General features: G+C 37.6%; 12 protein-coding genes and 1 pseudogene. 2 read left to right on the forward strand and 11 right to left on the reverse strand.

What is annotated here, in order from left to right; all coding sequences use genetic code 11:
- Positions 1 to 2: 2 nt before the first annotated feature.
- The 6 genes and pseudogenes from HT728_RS00895 to HT728_RS00920 all read right to left on the reverse strand — a co-directional run bounded on the left by HT728_RS00895 (position 3) and on the right by HT728_RS00920 (position 7,696).
- Entirely contained in the window at positions 3 to 896 is an 894-nt protein-coding gene (locus tag HT728_RS00895) for an ABC transporter permease (RefSeq protein ID WP_173233257.1), read from the reverse strand.
- A gap of 11 nt (positions 897 to 907) precedes the next feature.
- Positions 908 to 1,885, reverse strand: a complete 978-nt coding sequence (locus tag HT728_RS00900; RefSeq protein ID WP_173233259.1) for an ABC transporter substrate-binding protein — start codon at positions 1,883 to 1,885, stop codon at positions 908 to 910.
- A 391-nt stretch (positions 1,886 to 2,276) separates the two neighbouring features.
- Positions 2,277 to 2,396 (reverse strand): annotated as a pseudogene (locus HT728_RS00905) (IS630 family transposase); the annotation flags it as partial.
- Positions 2,397 to 2,499: 103 nt separating this feature from the next.
- Positions 2,500 to 5,034 (reverse strand): bifunctional lysylphosphatidylglycerol flippase/synthetase MprF, encoded by a 2,535-nt coding sequence (gene mprF, locus HT728_RS00910; RefSeq protein WP_173233262.1) that lies wholly within the window; start codon positions 5,032 to 5,034, stop codon positions 2,500 to 2,502.
- Positions 5,035 to 5,046: 12 nt separating this feature from the next.
- On the reverse strand, positions 5,047 to 5,994 hold the full coding sequence (locus HT728_RS00915; protein WP_173219685.1) for an AEC family transporter: 948 nt from the start codon (positions 5,992 to 5,994) through the stop codon (positions 5,047 to 5,049).
- 76 nt (positions 5,995 to 6,070) lie between these two features.
- The gene (locus tag HT728_RS00920) at positions 6,071 to 7,696 is read right to left on the reverse strand and encodes a malolactic enzyme (RefSeq protein ID WP_173219688.1); all 1,626 of its coding nucleotides are present in this window, start codon (positions 7,694 to 7,696) and stop codon (positions 6,071 to 6,073) included.
- A gap of 358 nt (positions 7,697 to 8,054) precedes the next feature.
- On the opposite strand from HT728_RS00920, the gene HT728_RS00925 reads away from it, so the two are divergent.
- Together HT728_RS00925 and HT728_RS00930 are read left to right on the forward strand one after the other, a co-directional pair.
- The gene (locus tag HT728_RS00925) at positions 8,055 to 8,405 is read left to right on the forward strand and encodes a helix-turn-helix transcriptional regulator (RefSeq protein ID WP_164226984.1); all 351 of its coding nucleotides are present in this window, start codon (positions 8,055 to 8,057) and stop codon (positions 8,403 to 8,405) included.
- Positions 8,406 to 8,532: 127 nt separating this feature from the next.
- Positions 8,533 to 9,411: a LysR family transcriptional regulator gene (locus tag HT728_RS00930; RefSeq protein ID WP_164226982.1), complete on the forward strand. Its 879-nt coding sequence runs from the start codon at positions 8,533 to 8,535 to the stop codon at positions 9,409 to 9,411.
- Positions 9,412 to 9,825: 414 nt separating this feature from the next.
- On the opposite strand, the gene HT728_RS00935 is transcribed toward HT728_RS00930, so the two are convergent.
- The 5 genes from HT728_RS00935 to HT728_RS00955 all read right to left on the reverse strand — a co-directional run bounded on the left by HT728_RS00935 (position 9,826) and on the right by HT728_RS00955 (position 16,316).
- Positions 9,826 to 10,752: an ATP-binding cassette domain-containing protein gene (locus tag HT728_RS00935; protein WP_173233264.1), complete on the reverse strand. Its 927-nt coding sequence runs from the start codon at positions 10,750 to 10,752 to the stop codon at positions 9,826 to 9,828.
- 10 nt (positions 10,753 to 10,762) lie between these two features.
- On the reverse strand, positions 10,763 to 11,830 hold the full coding sequence (locus tag HT728_RS00940) for an ABC transporter ATP-binding protein (RefSeq protein ID WP_173233266.1): 1,068 nt from the start codon (positions 11,828 to 11,830) through the stop codon (positions 10,763 to 10,765).
- An 8-nt stretch (positions 11,831 to 11,838) separates the two neighbouring features.
- Positions 11,839 to 12,765, reverse strand: a complete 927-nt coding sequence (gene oppC / locus HT728_RS00945; RefSeq protein ID WP_000103703.1) for an oligopeptide ABC transporter permease OppC — start codon at positions 12,763 to 12,765, stop codon at positions 11,839 to 11,841.
- On the reverse strand, positions 12,765 to 14,261 hold the full coding sequence (locus HT728_RS00950; RefSeq protein ID WP_112443790.1) for an ABC transporter permease: 1,497 nt from the start codon (positions 14,259 to 14,261) through the stop codon (positions 12,765 to 12,767). The genes oppC and HT728_RS00950 overlap by 1 nt, the downstream gene beginning before the upstream one ends.
- A 66-nt stretch (positions 14,262 to 14,327) precedes the next feature.
- Positions 14,328 to 16,316 (reverse strand): peptide ABC transporter substrate-binding protein, encoded by a 1,989-nt coding sequence (locus tag HT728_RS00955; protein ID WP_173233269.1) that lies wholly within the window; start codon positions 16,314 to 16,316, stop codon positions 14,328 to 14,330.
- Positions 16,317 to 16,835 lie beyond the last annotated feature (519 nt).

The following is a 16,835-nucleotide window of genomic DNA, read 5'->3' on the forward strand; positions in this document are numbered from 1 at the left end:
TCCTATTCATTTCTCAATTTCAGACCACGAATCTTTAATCTCTTTTGTAATTCTGGTGCAAATAAAACCAAGGCTAACAAAATTGCATTAAAGAGACGTACCAAATTTTGATCTAGATTTGGAATTTCATAGATATTTAAAATAATCAAACGGTAAACAATAGCACCGATTCCGATGGATAACAAGCGGCCTCCAATGGTCAAATCGTGTATCAAAACTTCCGCAATAATAACTGCACTCAAACCAACAACGATGGTTCCTGTCCCAGAAGTCACATCTGAAAATCCATCATTTTGGGCAAACAAGGAACCACATAAGGCAATCAAGCCGTTTGAAATCATGTAACCAACAATCTTCATGGTGTCTACATTGACCCCATTGGCCTCACTCATCGGAATATTGTCCCCAGTCGAACGCAAGACCAAGCCAATCTCTGTTTTCATCAAGAGGGTCAAGACTAGACAAACAAGGAAGAGACAAGCTAAACTGAAAGAGAAAACAGCTTCTTCATTTGTTAGACCCAAGCTTGCCAATTGTTTAAAGATGGTTGCAGAATCTCCCAAGGAAAGATTAGGCACACTTCCCATGATTTTAATATTGATGGAATAAAGCCCTGTCAAGGTCACAATCCCTGTCAAGAGAGCTGGAATTTTCATCTTGGTGTGGAGCATTCCTGATACTAGACCTGCTACCATACCTGCGAACAAAGCAAGTAAAGTCGCAATCCAAGAATTTGTCCCTGCCTGTATCTGAGATACGACGACAGCCGCCCCCAGTGGAAAGGCCCCCTCAGCAGTCATATCCGCAATATCCAAAATACGGAAAGTCAAGTAGACCCCAATCGCCATAATCGACCACAACAAACCTTCTGATAAACTAGATAATACAAAATTCATCTCAAACCTCCTTATTCCTTGCCTTCTAACTTACTAATATCAATTCCCAATGCGTCTGCCATTTCTTGATTGGTATGCAATTCCAGTTTTTCAGGCAACTCAACTGCTATATTTTCTGGATTCTCACCTTTTAAAACACGAACCAGCATTCGTGCTGTCTGACGTCCCAATTCTTCATAATTTGTTCCGTAGTTATACAAGCCACCAACCGCAACCATTTCTGTTGAACCACCAAATACTGGAACCTTGTGTTTAATAGAAACCTGCTTGACTGTTTCCATGGTTGATGAAATGATATTATCCGTTGGTACAAAAACCATATCCACCTCTGCCATCAAGCTTTCTGCAACCGCCTTGACGTTGTTACTGTCCAAGATTGTTTTTTCAACAACGGTAAAGCCTTTTTCCTCCAGAAGGCGCTTAGCTTCATCCTTTTGGACAACTGAGTTTGGCTCGCTCTGAGTATAGAGAATTCCAATCGTTTTAGCCCTTGGTAACACTTTCTTTATCAAATTGATTTGGGTTGAAATGGCATCTGATGACTGATCGCTTGTCCCAGTTACATTGCTCCCAGGATGCTCTCTTGACTTAACCAACTTGGCACTGACAGGATCTGTTACCGCTGAAAAGATAACAGGTGTCGCTTGTGTTGTATTGGCCAAGCTCTGAGCAGAAGGCGTTGCGATAGCTAGAACGACATCACTAGATTCTGCTAGTTGCTGGGAAATCGTTTTTAGATTTCGTTGTTCTCCCTGTGCATTTTGCAAATCAATCTCAATATTTTCCCCCTTAACATAGCCTTGTTTAGCCAGTTCATCTACAAAGCCTTCTCTAGTAGCATCTAGAGACTGGTGGGTAATAAATTGCGAAATACCGATACGAAACACATCTTTTTTCTTATCTGCCTTCAACTGATGCAAACTGATCAGAGAGGTCAAGAGAATTCCCACTACCAAGAGGGGTGCTAGTAATTTTCGAACAACTTTCATAATGAAACTCCTTCTCAGAAAAGATAAAACAAAAAACCGCCTAGATACTATCTAAACGGATGCTTGAAATAATCTAACAAGTTACAACTTAGCTAGTCCATTTAGATATTCATCTATATGGACCACAATCAAAAATCTTAGCCACATAGATACAAACAAATTGCTTGAACTGTTTGCATCCATGGTGACATGTCTACAAACACTATCTAAAGTAGCTAAAGTAAAAGTTTTGATTCATCGTTACAGCTTGTCTTTTATTCATTTCTTTTTCTGCTTTCTTTTTTGATGTTTCCTATCTTACCACCTTTTTCATTAGCTGTCAAGAATATTTCAGAATTTTTTAAAATTTTTTGAAAATTCTTTCAAGGAGCTTTCAATTCTTTTAGGATAATTTCAAAGATTTGCCCATTAGACAAAATAGAAAGATTTGAAGACTTTTATGGTATTTAGTTGTACTAGAGCCTTTTAAAAGTGTTTTGATGGCTTGTATTTCTTCTTTGGTTGATTTCATATCACTATTATATAATGCGTTTTGATTTTAGTATAGTATTAAACTGACTCTTAGCAGTCGAACAAAAAATCGACAGTTATTTTATACTGTTTAAAACCAATAGTCAATACGACAATCTCTTTACTTTTCGGTTATCAACTCTGTAGATTGCTAACATATCCAAAATAAGCCAAGTATCCCGAGGATAGGCAACATATCTAGGTGTCCAAATAGGATTAAACTTTTGTTTATACTGTCTAAGACCACTAAATGAATAGAATCGATTAGTGAAGGCATAGATGAGATAGGCTACTTTTTCTTGTAGAAAGCTATGTTTCTCAGTTCCTACATTTGACAACGGCGCCATACCTAATTCAAATAAACTAACTCCTTCTTCTTTAAAATGAAGTAATAATTTCACAAAGAGATAATCCATAATACCATTGGGTACTGTCCTTAAGTGGTAGCGCATCAAATCGATGCTAGCTTCTTCAGGACCATTACAAGCTAAAAAGGTAACAAAAGCCTGAACCTTATCTTCCTTATCCCTTACAAGGGCTATTGGTGCTAATTGAATGTACTTCTCATCAAAAAATCCAAGTGAAAACCCTTTTTCTTGACGACCATCTAGCCAATTATACGATATTTCTTTAAGGGTGTTAAGCAACTTCTTATCAAAAGGTGGTTGTAATACTTGGAATTGATACCCCTTGCTTTCTAATCGATTAACAACTGTTCTAAATTTCTTTCCTTGTTTTCCTTCGGTTGTAAATCTATCGAGTAATACCTGAGCAGTCTCCCCAAATTTCATAAAGTCGTACCCATATTCATGAAGTAATAGGGTGGTTTCTTGATTAATTTCGTAGAAAATAACAGAGACATTTGTGTCCTCCGCATCCTCTAAAAACTTCGATAAGCCTTTTTCTAAGTATCCTGACTGTGCCAGTGGATCCGACATAACGACACATTTATTATTTTCAATTGCAAATTGGAAAACAACCTTGTCTTGACCATCCTCTTGGTACCAATAAAGGTATTTGTCATCTAAATAAGCCAGGGCAGCATCTAAATTTATATTTGGTATTGTTGCAATAAAGTCTTGATAACGTTGCTTATCGAAAACTTCTCCAAAATTCTCTTTGGTTTGATTACTCTCACGGAGTACCAAAACATACGAAATCACCAATATCAGAGACGAGCCAAAAAGATGAATCCAGTGTGTAATCAAATGAGGAAGATGTTTAACTTCAAATACATGATGAGGGTTCAAATGTCCTAACAAAACAAGGGTCAAGAAGAAACTTCCACCAATATACGATATATCCTTACAACAATCTTCCCAAGCATAAATATAATGACTGCGAACAAATGTATTTCTAATCCACCATATGATAGACAAAATAATGATTAGAAAAAAACTACTTGCTAATGAAAAACTACCAATATTCAAATAAACAAGGCTTACTAGACCTAGTACAGTAGCTAATGGTAATGTAAATTTTAAACGTCGTTTAACTAGTCTTGCAAGAAGGAAGAAGTGAACGCCGAGAATGATACTAGGAAGTTGAAAAACAAACTGTCCAGTGCTAGGTGAAAGTTCTTTAAACAAAGGAAGATGTCCTAATTCTTGAGGAACTATAGCTGACACCACGAGGAAGAAAGCAAAAAGTCGCAACCCCCAAACCAATACTATAGTGGATAGTGATTCAATAACCTTTTGGGGAATTCCCAAATATTTCTCATTAAGTCGGCCACCCATATTTTTAAAGAATAAAACAACTCCTAAACAGAAAGGAAGAATATAATAGAATAAACGAAATACTAGTAACCAACTTAGCGCCTGATCTTTATCAATACCAAGGGCAACTAAACCAGATACCATAATTAAATCGAAACTACCTAGGCTACCAGGAATCATCGATATAATGCCAATTGTAATAGCAATCATAAAGAGGGGGATTACATCATAAATTGGTAAATTGTAGCCTAAAACATACCCAACCAAAAGGAAAAAACTTAATACACTAGCCCAATCAAGGGCAGAAGTTAGCACTAAAGATAAAATTGTCCTTCCACTCAATTGACCAAAATAGACCCATTTTTTTCTATTTGAAACAAATAAAATAATTGGAAGATAGAGACAAGCTCCCAAAAGAGCTGGCCAATATTGTTTAATCCCCATTGAAATAGGAAATATAATTGTGAAAATTAAACTTATCAGTGCAAACAGTGAGAAACCACTCATAAAATAAGGGATGACACGAGAAATTCCTTGCATACTTTTTTCAGAGCGTTCTTCATCTCCATAGAAAGAATAGCGTAAACCAACATCCACCAAACCGGCAAAGCCAATCATATTATTCAAGCTATTTATAGTCCAACTTGTTTCTAGTAAGTAAGATAATTTTTGTTTCTGATTAAGTTCTTTATTTAGGATTCTATCATAGAGCATCATTGGCGCAACAGCCATAGAACCAAAGAAAACTAAACAAATCAGTTTTATTGGAGAGAGTTCCCCCAAGATTGCTCCAACCTTATCAAACGAAATTGTCTTAAAAAGTCTGATTATCTCTACAATAACGAGACTAACAATAGATAAAAATAAGGTAATCTTGATGAGTGTCTGCCATTTTTTCATGCAATTCAAAATTGTTCTCACAAGCTCATCCTCTTATCCTAATAAAGTTTGTAATATTGGAATAACAACGATAAATAGAACCGTACTTAGAGTCACCACATTCGTAGAGAATTCCACGTCTCCTTTTCCCTGATTAGCAAGGATTGGGAGAACAGCTAGAGCTGGTGTAGCGGACTGAATCATAAAGGTCTTAAATTCTACTGTCGCCATATTTGGTGCAGAGAACTTCAATACAAGAAGCATAATCAGAGGAGCTAGGATAAAGCGTCCAACTAAAGTGACAATTGTATCCTTATCAAAAGTAATAGTATTCAAGCCTGCCTTTGCAAGAACGATACCAATATAAATCAGAGATAAGGGAGTGACGATATTTCCTACATAAGTTAAGGTATTCGTTGCGAAATCTGGAATGGAGATTCGGAGAATCAAAAATAGTAGAGCGACAAGAAAACCTACAAGCGGAGCTGGAAGCAATTTCTTCCAGTCAAATTTAGTTTTCTTCTTGCTTTGACCCGATTTACTATCGCTCGTCATCACATACACGCCTAATGTCCAGGTAGAAATCGTGTTGGTGATATAGTAAATTAAGAAATATGGAAGAGCCTGATTACCAAAAAGAGCAACGTTTAATGGTAGACCGATAAAAATAGTATTGGCATTCACAAAGGTATTAATCATGGTCCCTCGCCGTCCTGGACGAACCTTGAAAAGCCTAACTGCAATATAAGCTACGATATAGCCCAATTTAAATGCTACAAAAGTATAAAAGAGTCCTCCAGAAAGACTGATTAGTTTATCTAGCGTTAGGTATTTCATCACCGACACAAAGATTGACGCTGGCAAGGCTACATTCATGATTAAACGAGACAGGTTAGGTCCAAAGGCATCCCCAAACCATCCCCTCACCTGAAGAATATACCCCAAAACAATAATAGCAATAATCGGAATGATACTCGTAATCGAAGTTAAAAAGAGTGACATAGGTGTCCTTTCTAAATTACTTAAGTCCACAGCCCATACAAATCTGCCACTATAGAAGGATAGCAGCAGAAATGAATTATTTATACTCTGGATACCACTTCAAATCACGAACTGCTTTGGCCATATCTGTTTCCTTAGCGCGTGCAAGATCTTGCTCTTGTGCTTTTTCAGCGACTGCTTCTGCTACTTTAATAGAAACATCTGCTACATACTTGAATGGCGGCAAGACAGGAGTTCCTGGCTGGCCTGGATTGACAATACCACTTAATGAATGCGCCGCTGCTCCAATCATTTCATCAGTCAAAAGACTTGCTTCAGAAGCCAGCATACCTAGACCAAGACCTGGGTAAATCAGGGCATTGTTTGCTTGACCAATCACATAGTCTACACCTTTATAAGAAACCGTATCAGCAGGAATTCCTGTTGCGACAAAAGCTTTGCCATCTGACCATTCAATCAAATCTTTGGCACTAGCTTCTGCCAATTTAGTTGGATTTGACAAAGGGAAAATCATTGGACGTTCTGTGTTTTCACACATAGCTTCTACTATTTCTTTAGTGAAGGTATTAGGCTGAGTTGAAGTTCCTACAAGAATAGTTGGCTTCACAGTCTTCACTACTTCAAGCAGGTCAGTCAACTTATCTGCGTTACTAAAATCAGCACGTTTCTTAGCAAATGGTTTTTGCTCTGGTGTCAAGTCATCCATGTCATCAAAGAGAAGACCTTGTTTATCAACCATAAAGAAACGTTTATAGGCTTCTTCTTCAGAAAGACCTTCACTTACCATTTCACGAAGAACACGAGAGGCAATTCCTGCACCCGCAGTACCACCACCATAGCAGAGATAAACTTGATCTGTTAATTTTTCACCACTAATATCCAGCGAACCAAAGATACCACCCAAGGTAACGATTCCCGTACCTTGAATATCATCATTAAAGGTCGGAATTTGTTTCCGGTATTTTTCAAGAATATTGGCAGCATTCAAGCGACCAAAATCTTCCCAGTGAAGGTAAAGTTTAGGAAAGAGACGTTCTGCTGTTTGAACAAATTGGTCAATGAAGTCGTAGTAACGATCTCCGCGGACCCGTTCGTGACGATTTCCTAAGTAATTAGGATTGTTACGAAGTTCTTCACGGTTAGTCCCTGCATCAATGACTAAAGGAAGGACCATTGAAGGATCGATTCCAGCAGCAGCCGTATAGACCATCAATTTCCCAACAGAAATATCGACACCATTTGTTCCCCAGTCGCCAATTCCAAGGATTCCTTCTGCATCTGTTACAACAATGAGACGAATCTCGCGACCCCCGGCAGCGTTTTTCAAAGTGGCTTCAATATTTTCAGGATGATTGATATCAAGATATCCCGCATATTGGGGATCTACAAAAAGATCACTATAGCCTTCAATGGTATCTGCAATGGTTGGATCATATACAATTGGATTGAATTCTTCCAAATGTTGAGAAAAGAGGTAATAAAAAAGAGTCCTGTTGGTATTAAAAATTTCCATTAGGAAAAGACGTTTTTCCAGATCATTGGCTTTTGTTTGCATTTGTGCATAAGTTTGCGCCGCTTGTTCTTCAATCGTTTGAACATACGGTGGCAGTAAACCAATAAGGCCTAGTTCCTTTCGCTCCTCTAAGGTAAAGGCAGTACCTTTATTGAGGAAAGGATTGTTTAAAATATCATGTGCAGTCATAGTGCAACCTCCTTTTTACTTATATTATACCACATGAAACGAATTGTTCATGAAACGTTGTTGTTTAAATAATACAATTGTATACGCATATGTTATAATGAGTCTACGAGAACAATTTCTAATAGGCTCTTTTATACTTAAAACACTATTATTGATAATACTTTAAGTTGTTATATTTTATAAATTTCTGAACTCATCAAACTCTCGATGATCACTCTTTACTAAAAGTTTCGAGTAAAATAAACCAATCATACAAATTGACAATCCTAATTAAAATAAATATCATATAAGTTCGCTATGTAGTACTTTGTATTTTTTAAGGTGTTTTTTTGTCATATAAAACTTGTATTCTATTTATATGACAACTAAAAACTATTTACAACAATATATTTCCCAAAAAGTGAAATATTTTCGAACACAGAATAAAATGAGCCAGGAAGAACTTTCGGAACAAGCAGGACTCGGGCTTAAATATATCAATCAACTTGAAAACCAAAATGTGAATCTGACCATTCACAGTCTTGAAAAAGTGATTGACGCCCTAGAAATGACCCCAGAGGAATTTTTCAATTTTGATAGCCTTGAATCAACCTCTGATAAGAGTGGCAATCTTTCACTCAAAAGAATCAACATGAAGATTAAACAGCTCCCTATTGATAAACGAGAAAAGATGTTGGTCATTTTTGAGAGTATCTTAGATAATCTTTGAGATTCCTGACTCACTTACATTTTAACTGGTGAATACTCGTATAGTCAAATTGTAGGATACGGATAAAAATTATTTATCTGCTGTTTTCCACTTATTTTCCTTCTCCAACTAATGAAAGTGAGCCCATATGAATTTAAAAGATCTACAATATTTTTATGACCTCTGCCAGCTTCAATCCTATACGGAAGTAGCAAAACAACATAAAGTCAGCCAACCATCTATTTCTTATGCTATCAAGCGCTTAGAGGAATCCTTTAACTGCAAATTGATTCACCATGACCCCTCGCATCGTTCCTTCAAGCTAACTCCTCAAGGACAAATCCTTCTAAAGCATACAGAACTGATTTTACCTGAGGTCATTTCTACTCGCAAAGAAATTAATCGCTCCTTGGCACAATACTCTACTGTAGGATTCCCTCCTATTATCATTCAGTATCTCTTTGCTGCCTTAAACGAAAAAGATAAATTCGATTTTTTAAAAAAGGTACGCCCTATCCGCGGTGGCTCCGTGGAGTTATTAAACCTTCTCATCAAAGGAGACCTTGATGCAAGCCTACTCGGTTTGATTGAACTTCTCAACTATCCTTCAATAGAGTCACACGAGCTATTTCATAAAGAACTGTATGTCGTTTTATCTAAGAACCATCCTTTTGCCACTGCTCCTTCCCTCGCTTTTGAAGAATTAGCAGATCAATCCTTTATACTCTTAGATGAACACTTTGTTCACCTGAAAGCTTTTGAAATGCTTAATCAAAAGTATCAAAACAAGGCAGAAATATTCTTTAAGACTGATGACATTGCCATCCTTAAAGAACTTTTAAAGAAAGGGATCGGCCTTAGTTTACTGGCTGATATCGCACTTTCTGATGAAGATGATGATTTAATAAAAATTCCTCTTATACCGAAGGATAAGATAACTTTTACAGTTTATTACGCTTACCTTAAATCAGCTACACCGTCATCAGAAGTAGAAGCCTTATTTAATCTCCTTAAATCATATGAATAGAAAAAACTCTAACTATCAATGAACTGATAGCTAGAGTTTTTTACATTGTAGATATTAGACTCAATGAAAATCAAAAAGCAAACTAGGAAGCTAACCTCAGGTTGCTCAAAACACTGTTTTGAGGTGGCAGATAGAGCTGACGTGGTTTGAAGAGATTTTCGAAGAGTATTAGACTATAGTAGATTGAAACTAGAGTAATACGCCGCGACTTCTAAAACTTTTCTAGAAATGAATTTGACTTTCCTAATAAAGTTGTTCAGATTTTATTTCATCTCACTATAATTCAATGATTTTCTAAGAATTCTATTTCTTTCGAAAATTCTTTCAAAACGCTTCCAAAGTTTTTTAAATCAGTCCAACAAAAAAAGGTTTATAATTTCCATAAAAGTTGACATGGAAATTATAAAACCATTATTAGTTTAACCCTTGTTGGTAACGCGCCAATTCGGCTTGGTTAGCCCAAACATAGTGACCTGGACGGATTTCAACCATAGACGGCTTATCAGTCTCATAGTCGTGTTGACTTGGGTCATAAACCTTCAAGACCTTCTTGCGTTCCAAGATTGGGTCTGGAATCGGTACCGCTGAAAGCAAGGCCTGAGTATATGGGTGAATTGGATTGTTAAACAATTCTTCTGTTTCTGCAACCTCTACAATAACACCCTTGTAAATAACTGCGATACGATCTGAAATAAAGCGAACGACCGACAAATCATGGGCGATAAAGAGATAGGTCAAACCGAGCTCTTTTTGGAATTTTTTGAGCAAGTTCAAGACTTGGGCACGCACAGAAACGTCCAAGGCTGAAATGGGCTCATCCGCAATAACAAAATCTGGTTGCATCACCAAGGCACGGGCAATACCGATACGTTGACGTTGACCACCTGAGAATTCATGAGGGTAACGAGTCAAGTGCTCAGCAAGAAGACCCACTTCACGGATAATATTTTTAACTTTCTCTTTACGTTCTTCGTCATCTTTGAACAGATGATGATTGTAAAGACCTTCAGAAATAATATAATCAACAGTCGCACGTTCATTCAAACTTGCGGCAGGGTCTTGGAAAATCATCTGGATACGACGAATCAATTCTGCAGCTTGTTCACGCGATTTCTTACCATTAATCTTTTGACCCTCAAAAATAATATCACCATTACTTGTATCATTGAGACCGATTATCGCACGACCAATAGTTGTTTTCCCACTACCTGACTCACCAACAAGCGAGAACGTTTCTCCCTTGTTGATAAAGAAGTTAGCATTTTTAACCGCGACAAACTTCTTACTTCCTTCACCGAAGGAAATTTCTAAATCTTTGATTTCTACTAATTTTTCAAACATTTCCTTCCTCCTAGTCTTCCAGATGGGCAAATCCCATTTTTTCACGGATTTTATCGTGGAGATTTGCAATCACAGCTGGTTTTTCTACTTTTGGAGCATCCTCATGAAGAAGCCAAGTTTTAGCCCAATGTGTCTCTGATACTGAGAATTGAGGAGCTTTTTGTTCGAAGTCAATCTGCATTGCATAGTCAGAACGCAAGGCAAAGGCATCCCCTTTCAGATCAGTATAAAGTGACGGAGGTGTTCCTGGGATTGAGTAAAGATCTCCTTTATCATCAGCAAGCTGAGGCAAGCTAGACAAGAGACTCCATGTATATGGATGGCGAGGGTCATAGAAGACTTCCTCAACAGTTCCATACTCAACAATTTCTCCTGCATACATAACCGCTACCTTATCCGCAATACTTGCTACCACACCAAGGTCGTGAGTTATAAAGATTGTTGTGAAATGGTACTCGTTTTGTAAAGATTTTAGCAAATCAATAATCTGTGCTTGGATAGTCACATCCAAGGCAGTCGTTGGCTCATCACAAATCAAGACATCAGGTCGGCAGGCAAGGGCAATCGCAATAACGATACGTTGACGCATTCCTCCAGAATATTGGAATGGGTATTCATCAAAACGTCTATCTGCATCTGGAATCCCAACCTTATTCATGTAGTCAATCGCTAATTCTTTCGCTTCTTTAGCTGTTTTTCCTTGGTGTTTTACAATAACTTCTGTAATCTGACTACCAATTGTTTTAATTGGGTCCAAACTAGTCATTGGATCTTGGAAGATAGTCGCAATCTTAGCACCACGAATTTGTTCCCAATCCTTGTGAGAAGACAAGGCTGTCAAATCCTGACCACGGTAGTCAATGCTTCCTTGAGCAATGCGACCATTTTCTTCAAGCATACCTGTGAAGGTCTTTGTCAAAACAGATTTCCCTGATCCTGACTCACCTACCAAGGCCAACACTTCTCCTTCAACTAGTTCAAGGGAAACGCCGCGAATGGCTGTCAATACTTTGTCACGAACGTCAAATTCCACGACAATATCGCAAGCAGTCAAAATTACATTTTTTTCTTTTGTCATTTCTACTCCTATCTATGTGTACGTGGATCACTAGCATCCGCTAAGTTTTGACCAACTACGAAAAGGGACAAGGATACCAAGACAAGAGTTGTCAATGGAATCCAGAACAAGTAAGCATTGGTTGTTACGTTTTGTGAATAATCCGAAATCAAACGACCCAAACTTGGCACTGTAATCGGTAATCCAAGACCGAAGAAAGACAAGAAGGCTTCGTATGAGATAAAGCTTGGAAGCATTTGAGTCATGGTTGTCACAATAACAGATACCAATTGTGGCATAATGTTTTTGGCAACAATCTTCAAGGTTGGTGTTCCCAAAGTACGTGACGCCAAGTTGTATTCCAAGTCACGATAACGCAAGATTTGCACACGAATCATGAAGGCAATTCCAATCCATGTTGTTACACTCATGGCAAAAATCAAATTCCAGAATCCAGCTCCGATTGAGTAAGTCAAGACAATGACAATCAAAAGAGATGGGATGTTTGAGATGACATTATAAACTTCCATCATCACGCGGTCAACTGATTTTGAAATTCCCCAAATACCACCGACAAAAACACCGATAACCAAGTTAATCACTGTCGCAATCACAGAAATGAGGATAGAGTTACGCGCTCCGAACCAGACACCGTCAAAGAGCGATTTACCGTTACTGTCTGTACCGAACCAATGCTCCGCATTTGGCTTGATATAACGAGCACTAAAGTCGTTTACCTTGCTGACATCATTGAAATCAAACTTAGAAAACATTGGGTAGATGAAACTCATCAAAATGATGGCTACCAAGATTCCCAACATGACTACAGTTGATTTTTTCTTCATAAATTGTCTAAACACTGATTTCCAGTAAGAATATGCTGGCGCATCAATGGTTTCAGAGGCAAAATCGTCACGTTTTACAAACTGAAATTTTTCTTTATCGATTGTAGACATTATTTGCCTCCTTTCTCAGTCAATTTAATACGTGGGTCAATAATGGTCATCCAAATATCTCCTAAAAGAAGGGAGAAGATAGAAATACATGTAAAAATGAAGACAAGACCAACGACCATAGAGTTATTGGATGCTTTTACAGAGTCAATCAACATTTTACCCATACCTGGGAAGGCGAAGACTGTTTCAGTAAGGGTTGCACCACCGATAACCCCAATAACGGCACCAGGAATTCCTGAAACCAGCGGAACCATGGCATTTTTAAAGATGTGTTTGTTTGAAATTTCTTTTTCAGACAAACCTTTTGCACGAGCGAAACGAACAAAGTCTTGTGATTGCAAGTCAATCATGTAACGACGAATCCAAATAGCTGTACCAGGAGCACCCAACAAACCAAGGATTACTGCTGGTAAAACGTACGAACGCCAATCTCCAGCCCCTAAGATAGGGAATGAATCTGGTAAACCAATTGAGGAACCAAGCAATCGAACAATATAAACAAGGGCGATTGTTGGAAGTGCCATCAAGAAGGTCAAAGCCCCTGTTGAGAAGCTATCAATCCAAGTGTTCTTGAAACGAGCCATGGCTGAACCAAGTGGCACGGCAATCGCATAAGAAATCACCAAACCAATCAAACCAGCAATAGCAGAGCTGACAATCATAGATGGATATTGGTAATTACTTTCAGTCGCTGTATAAGGATCATCTTTCCCATAGCTAGCTACTTCACGAGAGTCAGCCTGACTAGGTGACTTGTAGGTTCTTGAGTAAATATTTACAGAAGACGTTTTCTTACCTGTTGGGAACTGAACTTGAGCAGTTTTGGTTTGTCCTTGACCTTGAGTAATAACCTGAAGAACTGGTGTATTAGCATAGGTTGGATAAGAGTCACCTAAATTGATATTAACAAAGTTTTGATGCACAAATGGGAACTGACTGTTAAAGTACAAGAGATATTTATGTTTAGTACCTGAACCGACCAATGACCATCCGATAGCTGGATCATTTTCGAAACGAAGGTAGCGTTTCAAGTCTGGATTTTCAGGGTCTTGAATTTTATTTGTATGATCAATATCAATCAAGTTAGCATAGAAGTGAAAAACACGTTCAAAAATTGGAATTTCACGAGTAGCATAAAATTGACCACTTTCAGTAAATTCTCCCAAAGTCCAACCATGACCTAATTGATTGATGTACTTTTCATAAATAGCTTTATTGGTCGCATTTGCCTCTACTGTTACAGAAGAATCCATGCTACTTGCCTTTTCTTGCAACTCTTTAGTATCGTAATACTCAATGTAGCCCATACGCTCAAACACAGTATTTTCATAGTTATCACGTTTATCAGCCGTTGTTGCGATTTTATTATAGTTAGGATCCTGCTTGAAAATCAATTTTCGAGGAACCAAGGTATAGATAATCGTGTAGGTCAAAGTCGTTACTAAGAAAATCGAAACCAATGACCGCAAAACACGCATAAAAATATATTTTTTCATATTATTTCCTTTAAAAATCCCAAAAGAACCTTCTCCTCATGGAGAGAAAGTTCTATTAGAAATTATTTACTTCACATGACTTGCCAATTCTTTTTGAGCTTTCTCGTTTGATTCAGCTTTTTCTTTCAACCATTTTTCACGAGCTTTTTCATACTCTTCTTTGGTGATTGCTTTTTCACTAACTTCAGTGTACTTCAAGTATCCTGAATTTTCACCTTTAAGACCAGATTCAGAATATGATGAGCTAAATGGTAGAACTTTTGAAACATATGAAACGGCTGTTTCTTTAGGAGAAGCCATTACTGGAATTGTCAAAGCATTGTCAGTCAACCAAGCTTGTGCTACCGCGTATTTTTCATAACGTTTTTGAACATCTTGGTTTTCGCTATTTGCATCATCAAGTAATTTTCCATAGTCAGCTAAAGCAAGTTTGCTTACTACTGATGCATCCGTGTTTTGGTCAATACCAAGGTAAAGGCGAGTGTTTCCTCCCTTGATGACAAACTGATCCAAGAAAGTAGAAGGATCTTGATAGTCAGGGTTCCATCCTAGCAAGGTGTGGATATCCCAATCTTGCTCTTTAGCTGTTGGAGCACTAAATGAAATTGGTAAAGCTTCTGCTTGAGTCATTTGTTGCAAGTCTACAACAACATTATCTGAACCCAATACTTTTTCAATTGATTGTTTCAATGATTGAACACGGTTTACAACCGCTGTTGATTCTTGGATAACCAAGGCATCCAAGTGGATTGGGAATTCAACACCTTCAGCTTGTAGGCTTGATTTAGCTTTAGCAAAGACTTCTTTCGCTTTTTCTTCATTGTAAAGTCCATTTTGAGAATCTGCTAGAGATACGTTTGACCAAGTAGAAGAATTTGTCTTAGCCAAGCTATCTTGTACCAATTCACCAAATGTTTTCTTACCAACTTGAAGATTATATGGTGCGAATGTATTACGGATGGCTACTGCAGCTCCATCAGTACCATTTGTTTGAGCTGAGTAAGAATTGCGATCGACCGCAAAGTTCAAGGCTTGACGGAACTCCTTATTTAGCAAAGCTTTTTGAGTAGATGTCTTTTGGGCATCACTTGTTTTGGCAGTGTGGTTATAAGTTGTACGGCCATAGTTCAAGCTGACAGTTGCAACACCCGCACCTGGTTCATTAAAGTAAATGTTATCTTTGAAGTCAGCTGCATATTTTTCATATGTAGAACTTGTAGGGAAGATACGAGCCTTGCTATATTGACCATCAGAAAAACCTTTGGCAATTACATCTTGATCCTTACCATCCCAGAAAGTGAACTTAACGTTCTCAATTTTTACATTTTCTTTGTCCCAGTAAGCATCATTTTTAGCCATCTCGATAGATGATTTAGGAGTTACAGCCTTCAAGACAAATGGACCGTTATAAAGAATAGAGTTAGCATCTGTTGGAGAACCAAAACCTTCCCCTTTTGAAGCTAAGAATTCTTCATTAACTGGCATCAAAACACCACTAGTAGTCTTGTCATTCCAGAAAGTTTCTGGCTGGTTCAAGGTATACTCTAGTGTTTGGTCATCGAGTGCTTTTACTCCGACGGTTGAAAAATCGCTTGTTTCACCCTTAATATATGCTTCTAATCCCTTAATAGAAGAGCTAACGATTGAAAGTCCTTTTGATTTCCCATCTACCGCATGTTTCAAACCAGTAACGAAGTCTTTAGCAGTGACAGGAGCGTACTCTTCTCCCTCTGCTGTCACCCATTTAGCATCCTTACGGATTTTATAGGTATACGTCAAACCATCTTTTGAAACTGTCCATGATTCAGCAATAGAAGGAACCAGATTACCATATTTATCGTTAGCCAACAAACCATCTACAGCATTTGTTGTGATGAATGATGTTGAATCGATATTGCTGACGATATAATCCAAGGTTTCTGGATCTGTTTGATAAACATATTGGTAATCTTTTGCTAGTTTCGCATTATTTGAACTAGTGTTTGAACACGCAGCTAGAACTCCTGACGCTAATAAGGTAGCTCCTGCTACAGCAAGCACTTGACTTTTTTTCATTTCTTCACTCCTCGTAATAAAGTATAGGTCATTATCAATTATATCATAGATTTCAAGAAAAGTAAACGAATTTTCAGAATATTTAGGCTTATTAACACAAATTTTTCATTTTTTCTGAATATATGATTCAAATTGTCGTTCGAAGTATCAAAGGCTACAGCGAAAATAGGAAATTTGACGCAGAAACTTTGGAGCTTAGAAAGACCTATAGTAAAATGAAATACGGACTGAACAATGTGATTTTGGAATTTAAATTAAATTATAATAATATTGTAGAAGTATCATTCTAGTATTCAAGATTCAATTTACTATATCTTTTTCACACCAACCTTATTCCAAATTCAATTACTTTCGTGATTTACACATATAGATTAAGACTATCTTTTATACTTTAAAATTTCTCGCTACCTTATCCACTATATACGCCTTGCTATCACGTTCCTGTTAGTAGTGCCACGATTTCGCTATCCCTTCCTTTGACAATTCTTATTTCCTGCGTCAGACTTAAAACGATCTATC

This window comes from Streptococcus sp. 544, from assembly GCF_013277385.1.
GTDB classification, from domain to species: Bacteria; Bacillota; Bacilli; order Lactobacillales; family Streptococcaceae; genus Streptococcus; species Streptococcus mitis_BA.

What these genes read in the sequence shown, in the direction of transcription:
- HT728_RS00935 (WP_173233264.1), bottom strand. Translation starts at nt 10,752, where the DNA reads ATGTTTGAAAAATTAGTAGAAATCAAAGATTTAGAAATTTCCTTCGGT.
- HT728_RS00900 (WP_173233259.1), bottom strand. Translation starts at nt 1,885, where the DNA reads ATGAAAGTTGTTCGAAAATTACTAGCACCCCTCTTGGTAGTGGGAATT.
- HT728_RS00950 (WP_112443790.1), bottom strand. Translation starts at nt 14,261, where the DNA reads ATGAAAAAATATATTTTTATGCGTGTTTTGCGGTCATTGGTTTCGATT.
- oppC (WP_000103703.1), bottom strand. Translation starts at nt 12,765, where the DNA reads ATGTCTACAATCGATAAAGAAAAATTTCAGTTTGTAAAACGTGACGAT.
- HT728_RS00895 (WP_173233257.1), bottom strand. Translation starts at nt 896, where the DNA reads ATGAATTTTGTATTATCTAGTTTATCAGAAGGTTTGTTGTGGTCGATT.
- HT728_RS00940 (WP_173233266.1), bottom strand. Translation starts at nt 11,830, where the DNA reads ATGACAAAAGAAAAAAATGTAATTTTGACTGCTTGCGATATTGTCGTG.
- HT728_RS00925 (WP_164226984.1), top strand. Translation starts at nt 8,055, where the DNA reads ATGACAACTAAAAACTATTTACAACAATATATTTCCCAAAAAGTGAAA.
- HT728_RS00955 (WP_173233269.1), bottom strand. Translation starts at nt 16,316, where the DNA reads ATGAAAAAAAGTCAAGTGCTTGCTGTAGCAGGAGCTACCTTATTAGCG.
- HT728_RS00930 (WP_164226982.1), top strand. Translation starts at nt 8,533, where the DNA reads ATGAATTTAAAAGATCTACAATATTTTTATGACCTCTGCCAGCTTCAA.
- HT728_RS00920 (WP_173219688.1), bottom strand. Translation starts at nt 7,696, where the DNA reads ATGACTGCACATGATATTTTAAACAATCCTTTCCTCAATAAAGGTACT.
- HT728_RS00915 (WP_173219685.1), bottom strand. Translation starts at nt 5,994, where the DNA reads ATGTCACTCTTTTTAACTTCGATTACGAGTATCATTCCGATTATTGCT.